At 66.7% G+C, this 17,392-nt stretch carries 12 protein-coding genes; all 12 read right to left on the bottom strand.

Features of this window, described 5'->3' with window-relative positions:
• Positions 1 to 57: 57 nt before the first annotated feature.
• Genes AS93_RS0108630 through tssH form a run of 12 tightly spaced genes read right to left on the bottom strand, consistent with a single transcriptional unit; the run spans position 58 to position 17,392 of the window.
• On the bottom strand, positions 58 to 972 hold the full coding sequence (locus tag AS93_RS0108630; protein WP_027590246.1) for a serine/threonine-protein kinase: 915 nt from the start codon (positions 970 to 972) through the stop codon (positions 58 to 60).
• Entirely contained in the window at positions 969 to 1,709 is a 741-nt protein-coding gene (locus AS93_RS0108625; protein WP_027590245.1) for a PP2C family serine/threonine-protein phosphatase, read from the bottom strand. The genes AS93_RS0108630 and AS93_RS0108625 overlap by 4 nt, the downstream gene beginning before the upstream one ends.
• Entirely contained in the window at positions 1,709 to 5,173 is a 3,465-nt protein-coding gene (gene tssM, locus AS93_RS0108620; RefSeq protein ID WP_027590244.1) for a type VI secretion system membrane subunit TssM, read from the bottom strand. The genes AS93_RS0108625 and tssM overlap by 1 nt, the downstream gene beginning before the upstream one ends.
• Before the next feature lie 7 nt (positions 5,174 to 5,180).
• On the bottom strand, positions 5,181 to 6,053 hold the full coding sequence (gene icmH / locus AS93_RS0108615) for a type IVB secretion system protein IcmH/DotU (RefSeq protein ID WP_037008745.1): 873 nt from the start codon (positions 6,051 to 6,053) through the stop codon (positions 5,181 to 5,183).
• A 5-nt stretch (positions 6,054 to 6,058) separates the two neighbouring features.
• On the bottom strand, positions 6,059 to 7,390 hold the full coding sequence (tssK, locus tag AS93_RS0108610; RefSeq protein ID WP_027590242.1) for a type VI secretion system baseplate subunit TssK: 1,332 nt from the start codon (positions 7,388 to 7,390) through the stop codon (positions 6,059 to 6,061).
• Position 7,391: 1 nt separating this feature from the next.
• Positions 7,392 to 7,859, bottom strand: a complete 468-nt coding sequence (gene tssJ, locus AS93_RS0108605) for a type VI secretion system lipoprotein TssJ (RefSeq protein WP_027590241.1) — start codon at positions 7,857 to 7,859, stop codon at positions 7,392 to 7,394.
• 5 nt (positions 7,860 to 7,864) lie between these two features.
• Positions 7,865 to 9,025, bottom strand: coding sequence for a type VI secretion system-associated FHA domain protein TagH (tagH, locus tag AS93_RS0108600; RefSeq protein ID WP_027590240.1), 1,161 nt, complete (start codon positions 9,023 to 9,025; stop codon positions 7,865 to 7,867).
• Between the two features lie 13 nt (positions 9,026 to 9,038).
• Positions 9,039 to 9,167 carry a type VI secretion protein gene (locus AS93_RS20580; RefSeq protein WP_139182011.1) on the bottom strand — a complete coding sequence of 43 codons (129 nt, stop codon included), beginning with the start codon at positions 9,165 to 9,167 and terminating at the stop codon, positions 9,039 to 9,041.
• 27 nt (positions 9,168 to 9,194) lie between these two features.
• On the bottom strand, positions 9,195 to 9,845 hold the full coding sequence (locus AS93_RS0108590) for a DUF2931 family protein (protein ID WP_027590239.1): 651 nt from the start codon (positions 9,843 to 9,845) through the stop codon (positions 9,195 to 9,197).
• Entirely contained in the window at positions 9,842 to 13,339 is a 3,498-nt protein-coding gene (gene tssI / locus AS93_RS0108585; RefSeq protein ID WP_027590238.1) for a type VI secretion system tip protein TssI/VgrG, read from the bottom strand. The genes AS93_RS0108590 and tssI overlap by 4 nt, the downstream gene beginning before the upstream one ends.
• Positions 13,340 to 13,353: 14 nt before the next feature.
• Positions 13,354 to 14,826 carry a sigma-54-dependent Fis family transcriptional regulator gene (locus AS93_RS18995; protein ID WP_037008748.1) on the bottom strand — a complete coding sequence of 491 codons (1,473 nt, stop codon included), beginning with the start codon at positions 14,824 to 14,826 and terminating at the stop codon, positions 13,354 to 13,356.
• A gap of 19 nt (positions 14,827 to 14,845) precedes the next feature.
• Entirely contained in the window at positions 14,846 to 17,392 is a 2,547-nt protein-coding gene (tssH, locus tag AS93_RS0108575) for a type VI secretion system ATPase TssH (protein WP_027590237.1), read from the bottom strand.

Genomic DNA, 17,392 nt, shown 5'->3' with positions numbered 1-17,392 from the left:
CACCTAAAACCAAAACCCCAATCCGCAACCGCGGGTTGGGGTTTTGTCTTTTTCAGCTCACTGAAGCCTGGCGATCAGCTTGGAGAGCAGAGAGTGCTGAGTAGTCTTCCCCCAGGCTTCATGCAACTGACGAGCGGAACAGCGCTGGTTCGGCAGGCTGGAGATCGCACGGTTCAGCACTTTCCAGAGGCTTGTCGGCATTTGCGCAGGCTGGCGGAGTGGTTCGTTCTTCAGGCGCGCACCGCTTAGCTCCAGTAGCACACAGCCCAGCGAGTAAACATCCGCCGCGCTGCTGGCGGGCTCACCTTGCAAGATTTCCGGAGCGGCGTATCCGGGGGTCCAGGCTTTGAAGTGCTCTCGGTCAAGTTGTGGAAGCTGGTCCTGAGAACAGTGTCCGAGGCCGAAATCGAACAGACGAACACCCTCCTTGCCCGCCAGAATATTGCTGAGTTTGATGTCCCCGTGAACGGTGCCCCGCTCATGACAATGGGCGACCGCAGCCAGCACGCTGCCGCCGATGCTGTGGATATCGCTCCATGCCAGGCCCTGTGGTTGGCGAAGGAGCAATTGATCCAGCGTGATGCCCTCGAGTAGTTCCATGACGATGAAGGGGTGCTCGCTTGCCGGGTCGATATCGAAATGCAGCACCCTGATTACATTGGGATGCTTCAGGCGCAGCGTGCGAGCGAACTCGCTGTGCAGGAGGGTCGGCGCGTCGGGGTATTCGGCGCACTCATTGTTCAGGGTCTTGATCGCGATCAGCGGGCAGGGATCTCCCAGCTGTTCACGTAGCAGGTCTCGCGCTCTGAAGACGGCGCCCATGCCACCTACACCGAGCAGTCGTTCCACCCGATAGCGATTGCATAACAGGTCGGGTACTGGCGGCAGGCATGTCGATCGCGGCTCCGTCTTTTTCGCGGTCGACTGCGCAAAGGCGAAATAGGTCATTTCCGGCTCAATGATGCCCGTCATTGGCGGACTCCCGATGGCATCTTGCGGACCACCACGGCGCTCAGATTGTCGCGCGCCGGGCCCTGCATAACGAAGTCGATCAGAAGATCTGCCGCCCGCTTCGGTGTCGGCGCCTTCAACGCCGCACCGAGTACCGCAGCCGGCGATGCCTGATGGATGCCATCACTGCACAGCAGGAAGCAATCGCCCGGGCGGACGTCGAACTCGACCGTGTCCAGTTCCAGATCGTTCGTTGCGCCCACGGCGCGGGTCAGTGCTTGGGAGGCTGGATGCTGGGCGGCCTGTTCGGCGCTGTATCGGTGTCTGTCGATCAGTTGCTGGGCCAGCGAGTGATCTCGCGTCAGCTGAAAGAGCCGCTGGTCCCGCCAGAGGTAGCATCGGCTGTCGCCTGCCCAAAGGCAGGCTCCGCGAACTCCTTCGACCAGCAGCACGACCACGGTACTGCCCATGATCGAATCCTGCTGATCGGCCGCCAGGGTCAGATCCTGGCTCAGCCGCTGATTCAGTCCGACCAGCTCGGTACGCACCTGGGCAATGCGCTGTTCAAGCGTGCCGTTCAACTGCAGTGCCGACAGTCCCTCGATGATGCTGCGGCTGGCCAGTGCCCCGTTGGCATGCCCACCCATGCCGTCGGCAATGGCCCACAGACCCTGATCAGCGGCCGCCAGCAGCGCATCCTCGTTGCGCTGGCGTACCTTGCCGGTTTCGCTGCGCGCCGCGCTCTGCCATCCGCTCATTACAGGACCGCCGGCAGCTTGAAGCTGCGCAACAGCGACGGATCGAAGGGATTAGGCGAGCGCTGGCTGTGCAGCAGATACTGAGCGCGGCGTTCTTCCAGATGCGCCTTGAGCAGAAGCACATCCCTCCCGCTGTGGTGCTCCACCTGCAACTGATCGATCAGGCGGAACAGCGACCAGTGACCACTGTTCTTCTCCACGGCGAGGCGGCGGCCCCCGATCTCCTCGATCAGCACACTGGCCCTGCCGTCCAGGGTATGGTCTGGCCAGCGGAACGAGGTTTGCGCGATCGGACCATGGCGGTACTCGTGCTGCTGATTGCCCAAGCGGAACTCCGCGCGGCGCATGTTCGAATCGAGCAAATAAGATTCCAGCTTGAACTGCAGGCTGGGCTCCTCGGGATTCTCGGCGAAGAAGCTGCGGCGGATGTCCTCCGCCTTGCCCAGCTGAGCTAGGAAATGCGGGGAAAGGGGCAGGCCACGACCATCGACCAGTCGCAATTTCAGTTGGTTGCCGCTGCCGGTCACGAAGGGGCGCACATAGCCCTCGAAGAAGCGGTCAGCCACCCCCTTGCTCTTGAAAAACTCGCGGAAGTCGGCCAGGGAGACTTCGCTCTGGCTACGGGCCTCGAACGGGTAACGCTGCCTCAGGGCGCCCTGGTAGAAGGCGTACAGCTCGGCCTGGTAGCGCTGGTTCAGGTGGTGCTGGGCTTCGCTGAGGATCAGCATCCAGCTGTCATCGGCCAGCAGTTCCAGCCAGCGCCCGATCGGCTTGGGCATCCGCGCCGCATTGCTGCGCAGCTGACTGAGGGCGTCACTACGGCCGTTCATGCGCTGGCGAGCCAGTTCGAATGCGGTCTGTTCCGGCTGGCTGGCCTGAGCCAGTGTGCTGAGCAGGGTGTGCAGATCATCCAGGGCCTGCAAGCTGTTGGCGAGTTCGGGACCGGCTGCGCCGCCGCCGTCCAGCAGCCGATGCAGGGGCGCGAAGTGGCGTTCCATGGCCTTGCGAGCACTGTCCGGTACGGCGCTGGCGAGCGGTGTACCCAATGCTGTGGCGGCGGACAACAGCTCGCCGGCGGTTTCTGTGCTTGCCGCCGGCCCACTGAATAGCGTGTTTTCCCGCAGCTGAACCAGCAGCTGCAGCAGCGGCGAGCTGGGCGAGCCCAACCCGGCGACCAGACGTGCGCCCTGCGCGGCGTTGCCCACGGGCTCTGGCTCCATTTGCTCCAGCGCCTGCGACCAGTGGTAGGCGTAGTCGCGGAAGTACAGCTGCTCCACGTCGGCCAGCAGGCGGCCCAGATCATGCGGGCTCAGGCCCGCGCTCTCACCCAGCACCCAATTGTCGCGCAGGATCTCCTCCATTCGGCGTGGCCCTTGGGCGAGCAGGTAGTGTCGATAGCCGCGTTGGGTGTAGAGGCCGGGTATGGCATGGTCGCTGCCATTGAGCAGGGTGGCCTGCGGGCCGAGATGCTGGTGGAAGCGGTACTCTGGCAATTGCTGGGCCTGTTCGCGCAGTGCGCGGTACACCACTTCGGCCAGCGACTCGCTGCGCAGCGTCTGGCGAGCCTGGGCCACCAAGGCCGCGTCGATTGGTTGTGCGGCAAACGGCTCGGCCAGCAAACGTTGAAAGTGACCGTTCAGGGCTGCCTGTACGGTCGCCTCCCCCGGGTGGCGCCGTGACCACTCCGCCGCCAGCCGGTCGGCGAGGAAGCCGGCGTCCCGCCGCTCGGGCAGATTGAGCATCAGGTAGGCGCGCAGGCTGGCCAGCAGGGCATCGCGGTCTGTCCGCTGCACCAGCTGTGTTTCCAGAAGCTGGCGCACCCGAGGCAGCAGCAGGCGTTCTAGGTCACGTCGATAGTTGTCGGTCACCACCGGCTCCGCCTGGCTGCGCTGGTACAGGCCGCCGCGCTGCACCAGGGGCACCTCGCTGCTGTCGGGGAAAACCTGGGTAGCGGCATGACTGATGTCCAGTACCTCCAGCAGCCGATGGATGTCGTCATGGGCGTCCAGTTGCTCGCGGGCGGGCAGCAGGCTGTCGGCAGTCTGCCGCAGACGCTCGAGGCGAGCCTGGTTGTCCGAGAAGGCGTTGGCCCAGAGGACGGCCATTGCCAGCACACTGCCCAGCGCCGCGGCATAAAGCACTCGTTGCCCCCAGGCCATGCGCCGCGCGGTCTGGCCGTCGAGGCTGGCCAGCGGCGCCTCGGGGAAGATCACCTTGGCAAACAGATCATGGATGAAGCGGGGCTTGCCGGTGTGCAGGCTGGGCAGCAGGCTGCCGGCCAGACCGAGCTGCTGGCCAATGCCGAGGGTCACCGGATCGAGCCCGCCCGCCAACTGCGGTGCACTTATGAAATAGAGGCCACGCAGCTGGCTGGCCCGCTGGTAGCGATTGCCGGCGAAGGCCAGCTCGACGAACAGGCACAGCTGCTCGCCCAGCTGGCCAAGCTGATGGGGAAAGTCGAGGATGCGCCCGCGCCGCACCGTATCCCGCTCCTGGTGCATGCGTGGAATCACCTGGTGATTCAGCCGTCGCAGCAGTGTTTCGAGTTCCGCGCGTAGGGTCGCCTGCTCGGTGGCGGACTGCCCCGGACGGAAGGTCATGCCCAGTACCTGGTCGGCCTCCTCGCGTGACAGCTGATCGAAGGACTCGGCGAAGCCCGGCACCTTGTCCGCCTTGCCGAGCACCAGGTACACCGGCACGTCGACGCCCAGTTGCTGATGAATCTCCTGCAGGCGCTGGCGGGTCTGGCGCGCCAGGTATTCAAGCGCCAGTTCGTCGCCGCTCTGCAGCACATCCACCGGCAGGTTCACCAGCACGCCATTGAGCGGCCGGGTGCGACGCCGGCGCAGCAGGTGCAACAGCGTCTGCCAGCCCAGGCTGTCCACCGCCGGGTCGGGTTGGCTCAGATAGCGGCCGGCCGTGTCGATCAGCACCGCCTGTTCGGCGAAGTACCAGTCCGCGTACAGGGTGCCGGCGACTTCCCGAGTCAGACGCTGCTCCGCGCCCTGATTGAGCGGGAACTCCAGCCCGGAGAAATCCAGCAGGCTGGTCTTGCCGCTGCCTTGCGGGCCGATCAGCAGGTACCAGGGCAGCTCCTCGCGCCATTTTCCGCCGTGTCCCTTGAGCGTGCGCAGGGCCTCGCGATAGCGATGGCGCAATTCGGCCTGCTCCTCGCCGATGAGGCTTTGCTGACGTAGCGACTCCTGGGCTTGCTCGGCGCTCTGCGCGCGGCGCTGGCGCTGTTTGCCGCGCCAGTCGGCGAACGCCAGGGCCAGCCCCCACAGCAGCACCAGCAGGCCGATGCTGGCAAGACGGCTGAGCGGCGAGGCCCAGAAGCGCTGCTCGGCAATCGCCAGCAGCGGGCCGACGAACCAGATCAGCAGGCTCGCCAGCAGCACCAGCAGCAGGCTCCAGACCCAGGTCCGCGCCAGGAAACGGCCGATCCGGGCCGCGTATTGCTTGATGTCCATGTCACTTCATCCCTGACTGCGTGGAAAACTCAATTGCCGCGTCCGTGCCCAGGTAGGGCTGCAGGACGCGGTCGCGCTGCGCCCCCAGCGCCCAGGCGAAGCTCACATACAGCACGCCCAGGCAGGCCACGGCGGCCAGCGCCACCTTCCAGGCCGGCACGTTGAACAGCGGCCGCCGCTGGCCGCCCGTCAGTCCCTCCCAGTGCGGCGAAAGCTCGCGCGGCACATCGCCGTGCAGCTGGCGAATCTGCCGGTACAGCCCGTCGCGTACCGCCTCCAGCTCGAGCATGCCGCGCGGCAGCACGCGATAGCGGCCCTCGAAGCCCAGCGCCAGGCACAGGTACAGCAGTTCGAGCATGGCCAGGTGCTTGACCGGGTTGCGCGCCAGGCGTTCGAGCAGCTGGAAGACCTTCTCACCGCCGAAGGTCTCGTTGTGAAAGCCGCTCAGCAGGCTCAACTGCGACCACTCACCGGCCACGCCCCAGGGCGTGGTCACCACGGCTTCGTCCAGTACGCTGCACAGTACGTAGCGGGCCGCCATCACCTGCGCGCTTTCCACGCCGTCCTGCAGGGCGCGGTACTCGAACTGGCGGATGGCGGCGCCCAGTTGCGCCTGCAGCGCGTGCAGGTCTTCGCCGTGCGGACTGCTTCTGATACGTACCGCCTCGGACAGCAGCGGCGCGGCCGCCGCCACCAGCGGGTTGAGGCTGACGCTGAAGGACTCGGCCGGCCGCACGCGCGCGGCGAAGACCATGCGCGCCTCCAGCTCGTCGTACCTGGGGGTGGCCCCGGCGTCGCTCAGCAGGCTGTCCGCCGCCGGCGGCTGGCCGTTGTGGCTGAGCACGACCGTCCTGTCGCTCGCTGTGTAATCCATCTCTCTCAATCCCTGATCGCCCAGAATTTCAGTTCCAGCCCGGTGAATTCACCGGACGCATGCAGCGCGAAGCCGCCCGAACGCTTCATCTGCTCCTGCTCGTCGGGGGTCAGCTCCAGCGCGAAGTAGGTCTTGCCGGCATGGAAGGGGATCTGCCGTGGCGCCACCGGCAGCGGACGCAGGCGGATGCCCGGCAGGTGCAGGTTGACCAGTTGGCGGATGTGCTCGACCGGGCCGATCTTCAGATGCGCCGGCAGGCGCGTGCGCAGCGACTCCGAATCGCACTCGGCGCTGGCGGCCAGCACGAACACCGCGCTGTCCAGCAGGCTGGCATCGTGCAGCGGCGTCACCTGAATGCCGTACTGCCGCTGCTGCAGCGGCAGCTCGATGGCGTGCTGCTCGAGCACCATCGACAGCACCTGGCGCAACGCGTCCAGCAACTGATGGAAGCTGGCACCCTGGTCGCCATGCTGGTAGCGGACCTCCAGGTGCGGGCGTTTGCTCTCGGCTGAGAAGGTCGCCAGCTCGCCGAACAGGCACAGCAGTTCCCGGTAGATCTGCACAGGATGCATCTGATCGACGCCCAGGTAATGGCGCAGCAGCGGCTCGTAGCGGTTGATCAGCTGCAGCATCATGAAATCCCCCACCTCCGCGCCGCCCACCTTGCCGGTGGCGCGGATGCGCTCGGCCAGGGTGTCGCCCCGGTGCGCCAGCATGGTGATCACTTCCTTGAGGCAGGACAGCAGGTAATCGCTGGCATGGAAGTGCAGGAAGCTGGGGATGAACGCCGCATCCAGGCTGATCACGCCGTCGGGCGTGGTATCCAGTACCTGGCACACCTTGAGCTTCACGAACAGCGCGTCGTTGTGCTGCTCGCCCAGCTGCAGGCGGAAATCCGGCTGGCCGCAGCCGACCTGGCCGAGGCCGTTGTCGCCGGCGTTCGAGTCGGCCAGGTCGCGGTCCAGGGTGACGAAACGCGCCAGCACGTCCTTCTGCTCGGCCCGGCGGCTTTCGATGTGATTGCCGGTGGCCAGCGGCAGGGCCAGATAGACCGGCGTGCCGGTGGTGTTCGGCGCGATGTCCAGCACCAGCGGCGGCTGCTCGGGGCCGATGTCGAACAGCGTGCCGTCCGGCAGCAGACCGCTGGCCCGGCTCAGCACCAGCTTGCCCATGTTGAGGAACTGCCGGTCGATCTCCAGGCCGAAGAAACCCCACGGATAGTGCCCCAGGCGCTGGGTGCGGCTCTTCAGCTGGTGGTCGTGATAGCGGTCGTTCTGCTGGAAGTGCTGCGGCTTGAGCAGCATGCCTTCCTGCCAGATCACCTTGTCCAGGGCCATGTCAGTCGTCCTCCGGCTCGGGGGTATCCAGGCGCCGCACGCCCTGGTCGTCGAGATGCAGGCGCACCTTGTGCAGCGCCTGCTCCTCGAGCGGAATGACCTGGCGCCAGCGGGTTTCCTGCAGGTCGCGATAGGCGGCCAGCACGCCGACGTAGCGGCTGCCGGGCTGCACGTGCACCTTCAGCGCACGCCAGCTGCCCGGGCGCAGCTCGAACTCTTCCTGGGTGACGAAATCCGGCGCCAGCGCCTGGCGCGGGTTCTGGTAGAGGGCGAAGAAATCCGCGTTCTCGAAGGCCGCCGGATGGCGCAGCTCGATCAGCCGCACCACGATCGGCGACGGCCGGCCGCCGAGATCGGGGTTCAGGCTGTTGCTCGCGGTGGCGAACATATCCAGCTTGGTCAGCGACGAGGAGCAGCCGCCCAGGCACAGCAGGGCGCCGAGCAGGACCAGGGGAGCGAGGCGAAACATGGACATCATCCTTGCGAGTCGGTGTTCAGGGTGGCGATCAGGCGGACCTGTTCTTCATAGGCCTGGGCGAAGTCACGGGCGAACAGGCGCTGGCCCCAGTCGCCGTTCTGGTCCAGTTGGCGATGCTCGTGGCAGTACGCGCGCCAGCGGCTGCCGGCCGTGACCGGCCAGGGCTTGCGTTCATGGTCGCTGCGCGCGGCGATCCGCTGCGGTGCGAAGTGCTCGAACATGGCCTGCACCGCGGCGCGGCTGGCGGCCAGCATTGCCACCTGATGGGCCTGCAGGTCACGGAAGGCGTTGGCCACCGCCTGCTCGCCCTTCAACTGGCCGGATTTGGGGGCGCGCAGCAGGGCCTGCATTGCTTCCTCGCTGTTGACCGCGTGCTTGAGCGGGTTGTTGCCGGCGCTCTGCACGGTGGTCTGTTGCAGGCGCAGTTCGCCCTTGAGCTCGCTGCGGGTGCGCAGGCTCTGCTGCAACTGACCGACACACTGGCGCAGCAGGCGGGCGGCCTGCAGTGCCACGGCCTGACGGGCCGGTTCGTCGAACGTCTCCAGCGGCATGCCCAGCGCTTCGCCCAGCTGCTGCCAGAAATCATCCCGGCTCGCACGGACCGGCGCCGGCGTAGCGGCTGGCGTGGCGGCGGTCGCCGGCACCAGCCGCGGCACCAGCAGGCTTTCCGCCTCCACGGCGGCGTAGTCCCGCTGCGGCGCCTCGCCGGCGGCGAGGGACAGCGACAGATCTAGGTCATGGGCCGCCGTTTCCGCTGCCGTGGCGTCCAGCCCGGCCAGCGGGTCAAGCTCCAGAAAGGCATCGTCCGGAATGATGCTGGCGCTCGTCAGCAGCGCGTCCTCCTCCATCCCTGGCACCAGGCGGGCACGAATCTCCACATCGCCTAGGCAGAAGACGGCGCCATGTTCGATCTTCTGCGGCACCCCCTTGATCAGGCTGGCGCCGTTGTCCTTGAGGCGGATGCCGTTGCTGCTGGTGTCGGTGAGGAAATAATCACCATCCCGGTGAGTCACCCGGGCATGTCGCCCCGAGATGACCCGCTTGCTGTCGGCAATCACCCAGTCGCAGTCCGCCGCCCGCCCGATCACCCCGCCGCGCACGGTGAAGCGGGCGCTGGAGGCCGGCCCGGCCCCGACCCTTTCGAAAACCAGTTCCATGGTTTGCACTCCCTTACTTGCGTTGAGCCGCCTGGGGTTCGCCCAGCGGGCGGTAATCGCTGTCGCTCCAGCGCGGGTTGGCGCAGCCGGCGAGGGTCAGCACGGCTAACAGCCAGACGATTGAACGTGCGCGTATCGACATGGGATTCCTCCTTGAATGGATGAGCGGCTACCAGGAGCCATAGGGCACTCCGTGCCGCTCGATATAGGCTTTGGAAATTTCGTTGAGCGGGCGGTGTTTTCCGCCGGACTTGCCGCCGTAAGGTCCGACCTTGCTGACCGAGGCCTGGTAGCGGGTGATTTCGATATCGCTCAGGCAGGGGCCGGTCAGCCACGCCTTGACGATGCCGCCGGGCGCCAGGCCGAGAGTGATGCTGTCGCGGTACAGCCCATCGACCTCCTGGCCATCGAATTGGCAATAGGCCCGGTGCGGCTTGAGCATTTCCTCATGCACCCACTCGGGAATGCGGATGCGGGCGTTGTAGGTCTGGGGCTCGACCAGCGACTGCCAGGTTACGAAGATCAATTCGGGCAGGTCGATGCCGGTCATATGGCGGCCGGAGCCGAGGCCGACCTGTTTGGGCCACCCAGCGGGCTTGCCGTTCAGCAAGGGCGGGCGGCGCATGGAACTCACCCCCCCGGACACGTCCTCGTATACCCAGCCGTGGCGGTCGACCACATCAATGTGCTCCACCCAGGTGTCCATGTAATCGGGGGCCATAGTTCCGACAAACCAGGCGTCGTAGGGAAGATCGGGGCGGCTGGGCAGGTTTGAGCAGCCCGCGAGCACGCAGGCTAGGAGTAGCCAGAGGGGTTTCATGCTGGGTAGTCCTTCTGAGGTTGGTTGCCGTAAACCAGGCGGCCTTTCGGAGCGGGCTTGTTGATTAGCAGGCCCTTGAGGGGTGTCCAATGCGCGGATAGGTGGATGTAGCGAGCGTACAAGTGGCGCTCCTCCTCAAACGACAGGTTGAGGGCGGAGCCTTGTGCCGCAGCCAGAAGTTTTTGAGCAATGGCACCCAGATCGGCCGAAATCGCAAGGCGGGTATCGGCTGGGTCCAGTGGCTCCAGTGGGACGTCATTTGCGGTGGCGATCTGGTGCATGGCCTGCAAATACACTCGCGCCAGCTCACCCCTGACCTGGCGGTTCACTTCCAACAGCACCAGATGCCGCTCGGAACTGGCCGTCGAGCGCTGGCGCGAGGGCGACAGCGGTCGGGTGCCGATGCGCAGGGAGCCGGCCGGCAATCCTTGCAGTTCCAGTTGCTCGGCCTCGGCGAGGGCTTCCTGCCAGGCTTTGCTCTGCTCGGGCGAGCGGCCCCAATAAAGCAATACGGGTCTGGGTTTGCCGATCAGCAGCCTTTCGGTCATCAGCGGCGGATAGCCACCGCCGATATCCGAATGGGCGCCCGGCAACTCGATCTCCTGATGACCTGGCGCAACGCTGTTGAGTGCAAAATTCCAGCGCTTCTCGTCACGGGCGGTCAGGTGCACCACCTTGCGCGCGCAATCGGGGGGCAGATACAGATTGAGTCCCGGATTGTCATCGTTGGCCGGGCTGAAATCGCCCTCCAAGGGGGCCACCAGGGCGGCCACGGTATCGAACAGGCCGATGAAGTTGAGGCGTACCCGGTTCCAGCTGAAGTCGGGAGCAAAGCCGGCAGTCTGGGGGCTAAGCAGCCCGGCGAGCACGCCTTTTTCAGCCTTGAGCACTTCGTTGGCGAAATGCCGGGCGGCGGCGCCGCCGCGGCTGAAGCCGAAGATGTCGAACTCAACTGCGTCGACCAGGAGCGCGGGATTTTTTCTCAACAAGTCCCGCAACTGGCGGCTGATGTGCGTGGGGCTGTCTTGCACCCTGGCCAGCACGCCGGTTGTCCCGCCCCCGGTGCCCTGGCCAATCAGTGAGTCCGCATCACCGCTGGTTGTACCGATACCTTCCAGATACGCCTTGATGCACGCCGAGGTCTCGCCCGCACTCAAGGCGCGGTTGGCATCGTCCTGATACAAGCGAAACAGTTCAGCCACATTGCTGTGGGCATTGCCGTAGCTGTTATCCGGCGTGCGACGAAACACGCCGTTTTCATCCGGGTCGTCAAAACCGAACCTGCGGCAATAGTCGATGGCGCCCTGCAGCGTGTCTGGATCGAGCAGCGTCTGGTCATCCCGACGGCATTGTTCGGTCAACCCGGAATTTGCTGTGTTGTTTCCAGTGCCATCGAAAAACACGCCAATGCGCAACGTGATGCGCTGCTCGGCGGTTTCTTCCGGTTGCACCCGCTCCTCTTCCTGCGCTTCGGTTTCTTCTTCCAGTGACTCGGCTTCCTCTTCTTCCCAGCGCGCTTCCTGCGCTTCGATCTCAGGCTGCGAGGCGGGAGGTTGAGCGGGGGCCTGCAGTGATTTGCTGGGCTGCGCCGTCCCTGGAACGCTCGCCAGCACCGGCATCAGAACCTGCGCGCCGGAGCCGTGGCCCGCATTGCCGCCCGAGTTGAGGCGAATCTGCACGCCGCTCAGGCTCACGCCGGAGGGGTCGAGTTTCAGCCAGCTGCCCCCGGCGGCGAGGCTCATTTCCTGGTCGGCATCGATAACCAGCTTCTTGCCCGCGAACAGATGGATTTCCCGCCCCGCATCGACGAACCGGCCTTCGCCGACCTTCACATGCTGGCTGGCGCCCACGGTCAGGTGATCATCGGCCTTCAGCTCGGTCATGCGAGCCTGATGGACCAGGCGGTGCTCCTCGCCCTGCACCTCCAGAAGACAATTGGCACCGATATGCTCATGCTGCTCATGGCCCACGTAGAGATGATGGTCATGGCCGATGTGCTGCTCCCAATCGCGTTGCGCGTGCAGGTAGATCTGCTCCGCGTCCTTGCGGTCATCGATGCGTACCTCGTTGAAGCCTTCGCCACCGGGTGTGCTCTGGCTTCTGAACACGCTGCGAGTCTTGTGCTCCGGGAGGGGATAAGGAGCCGGAAGCTCCGCGTGGTAGAGGCAACCGGTGACCAGTGGCTGGTCGAGATCGCCTTCGAGAAAACTGACCAGTACCGACATGCCCACCCGCGGCACAGCCAGGGCGCCGTAGCGGTCACCCGCCCAACCGGATGCGACCCGCAGCCAGCAGGAGCTGTGTGCGTCGTTCTGGCCGTCACGGTCCCAGTGGAACTGCACCTTGATCCGGCCCAGCGCGTCGCAATGAATCTCCTCGCCTACCGGCCCGCATACCACGGCGCTCTGGACTCCTGGCAGTCGCGGCCTGGAAAGTGCCTGGGGGCGGAACGGGGTATCCCAGGGTGTCGCCTTGAAGCGGTTGCGGTAGCCCGGAATGGCCCCGTCGCGCACCGCATCGCCATAGGCTTCCAGTACCTGTGGCTGACGCCCTTCGTGTTGTATTTCGGTGAGCAGCCACAGCTGGTTCCAGTCCCGGCGGGGATGTTCATGCAGGTCGAGAAAATAACCGCTGGCCAGCTGCGGCTGATCGCTTTCGCCCTGGGCCAGCACGACATCATGGCGGTGTGCTTCCAGAGCACGTTGAGCCAGTTGGCGCCCGCGATCCCGGTCGCGGAATCCTCCCGGATAGCGATAGTCCTCGCGCTGCCCGCGTTGCGCGGTGCTTTCCAGGTGCAGGCGGGGCTGCAGGAAATCGTGATCGCGCAGGGCCACCGTCTCGGTGCGCGACTCCAGGCGCACCGAGAACGCCTGGATGGTGGGCTTCCCGCATGCCTGGCCCGAGCCCGGGACATAGGGGGTCGGCTGGCCGAGGCAGGGAAAGGCAGTCTGATCATCGCCAAACACCAGCCGATGGCCATCCGTGCTGTGTTCGAAGTGATAGTGCAGGCCTTCCTCGGCACACAGGCGCTGCAGGAAATCGAGGTCCGTCTCGGCGTACTGCACGCAGTACTGGCGCGCCGGGTAGTGGCTGCCCAGCTGGAAGCCCCGGCGATCAGCCGGAATACCATGCTCGTCGAGCAGCGTTTCCAGGATCTGCGGGACCGTGCGCTCCTGGAAGATGCGGCAGTTGCGGCGCAGGGCGAGCCGCAGCAGGTGCGGTCCCAGGTCGAGTCGATAGTGACTCAGCGCCGGGCTGCACGCCGTCTGCTCGATGCGTTGCACCAGGCCGTGAATGCCCCTGCCCTGCGCCGTATCCAGGCACAGAAAGGCTGGCTGCTGCAGCAGCGCCGCGAAATCCACATCAGGGTTGGGGCTGACCAACTCCAGGCTGAAGCGGTAGGGCTGGCTGACGCCTTCGTGTCCGACGAAGGCGAGTACCTGCAGGTCGTCGGCACCATTGGCAAGGTGCAGGGTGAAATCGGGGTGGGCCATGACTCCTCCGTGACTCACAGCCGCGCCGGGCCGATGCCCAGGCGTTCCATGCGATACAGCAGCGTGCGGCGCGGCAATCCCAGCTCCCGAGCCGCCTGGCTCTGGTTGCCGCCGGTGCGGCGCAGGCAGTCGAGGACCAGGCTGCGCTCCACCTGTTCCAGACGCTCGCGCAGGGTCTGGGCGGTGCGCGGACTCGCCGGGGCCAGGTTGAGATGCTCCGGCCGCAGCTCGTTGCCCTCGCAGAGCAGCACGGCCCGTTCGACCAAGGCCTTGAGCTCGCGCACATTGCCCGGAAAGTCATGCCCGCTCAGTGCGGCCAGGGCATCCTCGCTCCAGCGGCAGGCATTGCGCTGCAGGAAGGCGCAGGCCTTGTCGGTGAAATGCCGCGCCAGCTTGAGCAGGTCGGTACCGCGTTCGCGCAGTGGCGGCAGCTCGATTGGAAAACTGGCCAGGCGATAGAACAGGTCTTCGCGAAAGCGTCCGGCCGCCACTTCACCCGGCAGGTCCCGGTGGCTGGCAGCGATGATGCGCACGTCCACCCGATGCGTCCGGGTGCTGCCCAGGGGGCGCACCTCGCCCTCCTGCAACACACGCAGCAGCTTGGCCTGCAGGCTGAGCGGCATGTCGCCGATCTCGTCGAGGAACAAGGTGCCGCCATCGGCGGCATCGAACAGGCCCCGGTGGTCGCGGTCGGCGCCGCTGAAGGCGCCTTTGCGGTAGCCGAACAGCTCGCTTTCCAGCAGGTTCTCCGGCATGGCCGCACAGTTCTGCACCAGGAACGGCTGGCTGCGTCGCGAACCGTGGTCGTGGATGGCGCGGGCCACCAGTTCCTTGCCGGTGCCGGTTTCCCCGCGCACCAGCACGGTGATCGGCACGTGCAGCACCTTGCCGAGCAGCTGGTAGACGCGGCGCATGCCGGCACTGTCGCCGATCAGGCCGTAGGCGTTGCCGGTAACGGTCGGGCCGCTGGCGGCGGCCGCGCTGGCCGCCTCCGTGCGGACCGGCTCGGCCCGTTGCAGCAGGCGCAGCTGGTTGATGACGAAGCCGCCCAGCTCGGCCAGCAGCGCAGCGGCGGCCAGATCGCGGCGCTGGCGGCTGGCGCTGACCAACAGGCCCGCCACCTGCCCCTGGGCATCCGGCAGCGGCAGGCACAGCAGGCTGCGCCAGGGCCGCAGGCTGGCGGGCAGGAACCCTGTGGCGTGCAGGCTGGCGTCCAGTTCGTCGAGGGCCAGGGTGCGGTTCTGGCACAGGCAGTACTGCAGTAACTGCTCGCCGCGGTAGTCGCTGGGCAGGCTGGTGGCCGAGTGAACGGACACTTGGCCATCGAGGGATTCGGCGCTGAGCGTCAGGCGCGTGTGGCTGTCGTCGAGCAGGTACAACTGGCTCAGCTCGCTGCCGGCCAGCCGTGAGCTGGTGTCGACCAGCGTCTCCAGCAGCGCTTCCCGGCTGGCGCTGCGGGCCAGGCGGATCAGCGAGAGCAGCGGCATATCCGGCTGCGTCCAGGCTTCAAAGGCACTCACAGTTCAGCCCTCCGTCGTGGTCCAGGCCGACATGCAATTGTTGCAATGACGCACCGGTGGCCAAGGCCTCCAGCAGCTGGTTGACCACCAGCGGCTGCAGGTGCCGGTCGAGCAACTGATCGATCAGCCGGGCACCGCTGTCGCCCTGCTTGCAGCGCTCGGCCAGCTGCGTCACCAGCGCGGGGCTGTGGCTGAAACGCACCTGGCGCGCGGCCAGGCGTGCGCCGAAGCGCGCCAGCTTGAGTTCGATCAGCTCGTGCAGCAGCGCGTCGGACAGTGGGTAGTAGGGCACCACCTGCATGCGCGCCAGCAGCGCTGGCTTGAAGTGCCGGGATAGCGCCGGGCGAATGGCCTGTTCCAGGCTGTCGGCATCCGGTCGCTGTGTGTCGTCCGCGCACCGCTCGGCGATCTGCTCGCTGGCCAGGTTCGAGGTCAACAGGAACACGCAGTTGCGGAAGCTGATCTCCCGCCCCTCGCCGTCGTTGGCCATACCCTTGTCGAAGATCTGGTAGAAGAGGTTCAGCACGTCCGGGTGGGCCTTCTCCACCTCGTCGAGCAGGATCACCGAGTAGGGCTTCTGGCGAACCGCCTCGGTCAGCCGGCCGCCCTCGCCGTAGCCGACATAGCCGGGCGGCGCGCCGATCAACTGGGACACCGTATGGCGCTCCTGGAACTCGGACAGGTTGAGGGTGGTGAGGAAACGCTCGCCGCCGTACAGCAGGTCGGCCAGCGCCAGGGCGGTTTCGGTCTTTCCCACGCCGCTGGGACCGACCAGCAGAAATACCCCGGTCGGTGCTTCCGGGTTGCTCAGCCCGGTGGCGCTGGCGCGCATGGCGCGGTCCAGCGCCTGCACCGCCTGTTCCTGGCCACGGATGCGCTGGCGCAGGTCGTCGGCGAAGCTGGCGATGCGGGTGTTGTGTTCCTGGGCCAGCTGCGTGGCGGGAATGCCGGTCCAGTGGCTGATCACCTCGGCCACCAGGCGCGGGCTGACTTCGTGGCTGACCAGCAACTGCTGTGCCTGGGCGACGGCCAGCTCGGCCTGCGTGGCAGCCAGCGCCGCGCGGGTCTCTTCATCCGGCGCTTCAGCGCACTGCTGGCGCAGGTCCAGCAGGCGACTGGCCAGCTGGCGTTGCTGTTCCCAGCGGTCGGCCAGCTGGCGTTCCTCCTCGACCAGGCTCTGCAGCTGTTGCCGCAGACGCTCCAGAACGTCCGAATCGGCAACCAGGCCCGCCGCCTGGTCGCGCTGCTGCGCCTCCAACTGGCGCTGCCCGGCCGCCTGCTCGGCGCGCAGCCGCTCCAGCGCCTCGGGCGGCGTGGCCAGGCTGATGCGCACCCGAGCGCAGGCAGTGTCCAGCACATCCACGGCCTTGTCCGGCAACTGGCGCCCGGTCAGATAGCGGGCCGACAGCTCGGCCGCGGCCTGCACCGCATCGTCGCGCAGGTAGACGCCGTGGCTGCCGGCATACACCGGCGCCAGGCCGCGCAGGATGGTGACTGCCTCGGCGACGGTGGGCTCGTGGACCTGCACCGGCTGGAAGCGCCGGGCCAGCGCCGGGTCCTTCTCGAAATACTGCTTGTACTCGCGCCAGGTGGTCGCCGCGATGGTGCGCAGCTCGCCCCGCGCCAGGGCTGGCTTGAGCAGGTTGGCGGCGTCGCTACCGCCGGACTGGGCACCGGCGCCAATCAGCGTATGGGCCTCGTCGATGAACAGGATGACTGGCGTGGGCGCGGCGGATACCTCGTCGATCACCGCCTGCAGGCGGCGCTCGAACTCGCCCTTGAGGCTGGCGCCGGCCTGCAGCAGGCCGAGATCCAGGGTCAGCAGCTCGACGCCGTGCAGCGCGGGCGGCACCTCACCCTGCACGATGCGCAGGGCCAGGCCCTCGACCAGCGCGGTCTTGCCCACCCCGGCCTCGCCGACCAGGATCGGGTTGTTCTTCCGTCGCCGGGTGAGGATGTCGATCATCTGGCGCAGCGCGGCGTCCCGACACAGCACCGGATCGAGCCGGCCGGCGCGGGCCTGGGCGGTGAGGTTGTGGGTGAAACGCTGCAACGCCGTATCGGCCGCGTGGCTTGGGCTGCTTGCCTGGGCCCGGGTGAACTCCAGCAGGCGCTCGACGTTCAGGCGCGCCAGCAGCGGCTGGTAACGGGTGCCGGCGTGGCGCAGCGGGTTGCGCAGCAGGGCCAGCAGCAGGGCCGCCTGGTCGATGTGCGGCCGGCCCAGCTCCAGGGTGGCGAGCATCAGCGCGTCCTGCAGCCATTGCACCAGGCCGGCACAGAACACCGGGTTGCGGGTTTCCTCGCGCTCGCCGCGCGGCTGCAGGCTGGCGGCCAGTTCGCCAGGTGCCACGCCTGCATCCCGCAGGGCACGCAGCAGCAGGCTGTCGCCGCGCTCCAGCAGAACCAGCAGCAGGTCCTCCACCAGCACCTTGCCGCCGGCGCGGGCCACGCAGCGTTCGGCGGCCTGTTCCAAATCGCGCTGGCTGTCGGCGTCCAGCGCGCGGATGAGTTGTTGCAGGTCGACGGTCATCAT

Origin of the sequence: Pseudomonas sp. RL (genome assembly GCF_000647775.1) — a bacterium.
Lineage (GTDB): Bacteria > Pseudomonadota > Gammaproteobacteria > Pseudomonadales > Pseudomonadaceae > Serpens > Serpens flexibilis.
The sequence above is the reverse complement of the archived record's forward strand: the minus strand, read 5'-3'. Positions and strand labels throughout refer to the sequence as shown.

What these genes read in the sequence shown, in the direction of transcription:
- icmH (WP_037008745.1), bottom strand. Translation starts at nt 6,053, where the DNA reads ATGGATTACACAGCGAGCGACAGGACGGTCGTGCTCAGCCACAACGGC.
- AS93_RS20580 (WP_139182011.1), bottom strand. Translation starts at nt 9,167, where the DNA reads ATGTCGATACGCGCACGTTCAATCGTCTGGCTGTTAGCCGTGCTGACC.
- tssH (WP_027590237.1), bottom strand. Translation starts at nt 17,392, where the DNA reads ATGATGACCGTCGACCTGCAACAACTCATCCGCGCGCTGGACGCCGAC.
- tssJ (WP_027590241.1), bottom strand. Translation starts at nt 7,859, where the DNA reads ATGTTTCGCCTCGCTCCCCTGGTCCTGCTCGGCGCCCTGCTGTGCCTG.
- AS93_RS0108630 (WP_027590246.1), bottom strand. Translation starts at nt 972, where the DNA reads ATGACGGGCATCATTGAGCCGGAAATGACCTATTTCGCCTTTGCGCAG.
- AS93_RS0108590 (WP_027590239.1), bottom strand. Translation starts at nt 9,845, where the DNA reads ATGAAACCCCTCTGGCTACTCCTAGCCTGCGTGCTCGCGGGCTGCTCA.
- tssK (WP_027590242.1), bottom strand. Translation starts at nt 7,390, where the DNA reads ATGGCCCTGGACAAGGTGATCTGGCAGGAAGGCATGCTGCTCAAGCCG.
- tagH (WP_027590240.1), bottom strand. Translation starts at nt 9,025, where the DNA reads ATGGAACTGGTTTTCGAAAGGGTCGGGGCCGGGCCGGCCTCCAGCGCC.
- AS93_RS0108625 (WP_027590245.1), bottom strand. Translation starts at nt 1,709, where the DNA reads ATGAGCGGATGGCAGAGCGCGGCGCGCAGCGAAACCGGCAAGGTACGC.
- AS93_RS18995 (WP_037008748.1), bottom strand. Translation starts at nt 14,826, where the DNA reads ATGCCGCTGCTCTCGCTGATCCGCCTGGCCCGCAGCGCCAGCCGGGAA.
- tssI (WP_027590238.1), bottom strand. Translation starts at nt 13,339, where the DNA reads ATGGCCCACCCCGATTTCACCCTGCACCTTGCCAATGGTGCCGACGAC.